Source organism: Acinetobacter sp. ABJ_C5_2 (genome assembly GCF_044538485.1).
GTDB classification, from domain to species: domain Bacteria; phylum Pseudomonadota; class Gammaproteobacteria; order Pseudomonadales; family Moraxellaceae; genus Acinetobacter; species Acinetobacter nosocomialis_A.
Genome location: NZ_JBIUCS010000058.1, coordinates 1 through 3,181, shown reverse-complemented (window position 1 = coordinate 3,181; position 3,181 = coordinate 1). Strand labels below are relative to the sequence as shown.

Sequence of the window (3,181 nt, the reverse complement as noted above, 5' to 3'; positions counted from 1 at the left end):
TTTTAAATTTTTCTTCAAAAATTTACCATTTCTATCTTTATAAGTTATCACCCCTGAAGTATCAATTGAGTAGTAATCTCCTATTTTTTCCACTTTTAATTCAGGCTTTATTTTTATTAAATAGAACTCAGAAGTAGAACTTTCATCAGTATCTATATATTTCTCAGCAATAGAATAAAAGCTATCTTTGAATTGAGGAAGGAATCTAAATGTATTTACATTTAATGAATCTACTTTTGCATCATTAAGTAAATTTATAAAATCAGGAGATATTTTCTTTAATTCAGATAATGAATAAGCCCGATTATTAGAATTTTCAAGTTGCGTGCATTTTTTAGCTGAGTTTTTCTCGCTACATTTAGAGAAAAAATCTGATGAAATTGGAGTTTTTAAATAAACTAGTGACTTATTATTAGTTTTTTGATTTATATTTTCTACAATACTAACCTTTACAAAAGCATCATCAATAATTTTAAAACATGCTTTTGAATTTAAATATGTATCTCTATAAGAGTATAAATTTCCAGCTACACACAATTCATCTTTTTCAACAGAATAATTAAATTTAGCTTTAGTTTTACTTATTTGATAATTTAGAGGATAAACCATATAACTTTTTTGGTTTAATACAGCCAATCTATAATATTTACCATCCTCAATCTTTATCACAGAATAATCTTTGTTAAAATCTGGCTGCATACCAATATTTTTTTCATAAATTTTTAGTTTATCTTTTTTACAATAATAATTATCTACATCATAATCAAAACCACAAGGTTCAACTTTAATAGTCTTCAGGTTTTTTGGCTCTACTGATTTAGCATTACAACCTACTGTAAGGCCTATTGCAGATAATAATACGCATATTAGTCTCTTCACTGTTCATCTCACTTTTGATGTTGCTGATGGTATTTCAAAATTTTTTCCAAAATTTCTTTAACCATTTTTGTAGAGCCCATATTTGCATGATTGGCCTTACTTTCATAAAAAGCTTTTGTTCCATCTGAAACATAGCCACCATTCTTTTGAAGCTTCATATTGGGCGGACCAATTGTACGGCAGCTTTCCAATCTACAAATGCATCTAAAATTGGTCTCTTTGGTGGAATCCAATATTCTCGATAAATCCGCTCTTATAAATTATCATCAAATTTTTCTTCTCCTATTAGTCTTAACTTTAATTTAACATTTCGCATAAGTCCTAGAGTAATATTTAGTATTTACCAACAACAAACAAGCTTGTAATATCATTTGGCGATAAATTATAGAGTTTTATTATTTGGTTAATAGTTATATTAATAACTATGCCAGTGGCAGAGTGTAAATCTACTACGACCAAAACTCGAATATTTCCTACAAAGGCATTTCATTGAATAAAAGAAAGAAGTTATTCCCTATTCATCTCTGAATTTATCTAAAGCAGCCCAAACAGAGCCACAAATCTTTCCAGTAATTTTCCCCTATAATCCTACTGGAATTATTTTATACATTTTACAGTTCGTTTTGTAAATTCATCTTTTGGTAATGCTCCGTCAAAACCTGCTAAGCGAATATTAACTGCTCTTCTTACTCACTTTTACCATTGGAAATACATTGAGAATTGGTTTTACAAATATTCGCAATAATGAAATTTTAGATCTACCCACAACAGCACTCGGGATAATAACTGGGAATATGTGAATGCATGCAGGGGAATGATGAATGACGACGATGCTCAGGCTCCTCTATCTTTCCCTATCAATACCTTTTTTTAGTAGCAGGCATGCTCGAATAGCATCCGATTCAGTAATTTCAATCCTACTTATTATTTTCCTATAGCATCCATTAAAGCTTCTATTTCCTAATCGTTTGCAAAGAAGTTCTTTTCACTCTCCAATGATCTGAATTTAATTAGCAGGAGATTACAAAAAACTAATAAAGAATTAATATAACTACCTACAACCCAACTCCATATTGCATTAATGAATATGATTTTTTATTTATAGATTTACTATTTTATTTATTTAAGTCCTCAAAACTAAATCGCTTAATATCAATTTTTCTATTACTGATATATGAACTTAAAATAGGTTTCAATTTCTCAAAATTCCCCAATCCAGGGCAACTTAACTCTACGCCATTTTTATTTGCTTTATTTGTTGGAAAAAACTTATCTTCAAACATATCATAGCGACCTAAATTTCTAAAATATGAAAAATAATTACCATTAGTATCATTAATAATATTTATATCACTATGATCATTTTTTAGATTAGCATAATAAACTTCGTACTTATTTTTATTTACTTCAATAACTTCACATTCCCCTGTTGACATCCATTGAGTATCTTTTGGGTTTAAGCCAATAGTTTTTACAAGTTTTGCTTTATAGTTATCTTCCCAAATTTGTTTACATGGGACATTAACTTTATCAATTTTGATACTTTCATTCTTATTTTTAAAGCTATCCCAAATTTTTTCACAAGCATTTTCTTCAGCAAAAGCTTGTATTGAGATAAATGTGCTCAGTAGCAATATTAGACTGCGTTTCATCTCTTAAACTCCAAATTTATTAAAATCATCTTCTAGATCATCTTTATATTCATCATCTAGCACTTCTGCAAGCTGGCTCTGAATTCCATCATCTACAAAATCCCCAGTATCATGATCATAAATATCTTCATTTAATTCCTTCGTAGGTATAATACTTTTATTGTCATTATTGCTAATAAATTGAATTTCAATAGTATCTGATGAATCACTAAATATTCTTGGTGTTCGACCCATTTCATCTAACATTCCAACATATTCTGTATTCTTTGTTTTATTGATAACTTTAAATCTAATTTCCTCTTTCAAATTTTCTAAATTGAAAATATCACTAAAATCAAATCTTCGACTAAAAATTCCACTCTCAGGCATTTTAGGCAACTCAGCATTTACTGTGGCTCTATTCGTAAAAAAATACTGCCCAACTTTATTTTCAAAATTACCGTCTGTTTTATGTACACCCATTGCCATTCACAATACACTGGTTAACTATCGCTTTAATATCAATTTCCTTCGCATGAATAAGCTCAATCCAATTTTAATCACTTTAATATATCTTGTATTTTACCATGTACGACATCAAAAATTAAACTATTATTTTCTGTAAATTACCAGTTACTCTGTAAGTATAATCATTTTCTGAATTTCTAGCC

4 protein-coding genes are annotated in these 3,181 nt (G+C 28.8%); all 4 read right to left on the bottom strand.

The annotated features are described in order from the left end of the window. A partial coding sequence (locus ACH8JV_RS19110) for a hypothetical protein (RefSeq protein ID WP_396523209.1) occupies positions 1-879 on the bottom strand: 879 nt, incomplete at its 3' end. Positions 880-887: 8 nt separating this feature from the next. Continuing rightward, a complete protein-coding gene (locus tag ACH8JV_RS19105) occupies positions 888-1,037 on the bottom strand; it encodes a hypothetical protein (RefSeq protein WP_396523207.1) in 150 nt (49 codons plus the stop codon). A 957-nt stretch (positions 1,038-1,994) separates the two neighbouring features. Then, complete coding sequence (locus tag ACH8JV_RS19100) at positions 1,995-2,531, bottom strand: hypothetical protein (protein ID WP_396523205.1); 537 nt, start codon at positions 2,529-2,531, stop codon at positions 1,995-1,997. Positions 2,532-2,534: 3 nt separating this feature from the next. After that, positions 2,535-2,993, bottom strand: coding sequence for a hypothetical protein (locus ACH8JV_RS19095; RefSeq protein WP_396523203.1), 459 nt, complete (start codon positions 2,991-2,993; stop codon positions 2,535-2,537). Between the last annotated feature and the right edge of the window lie 188 nt (positions 2,994-3,181).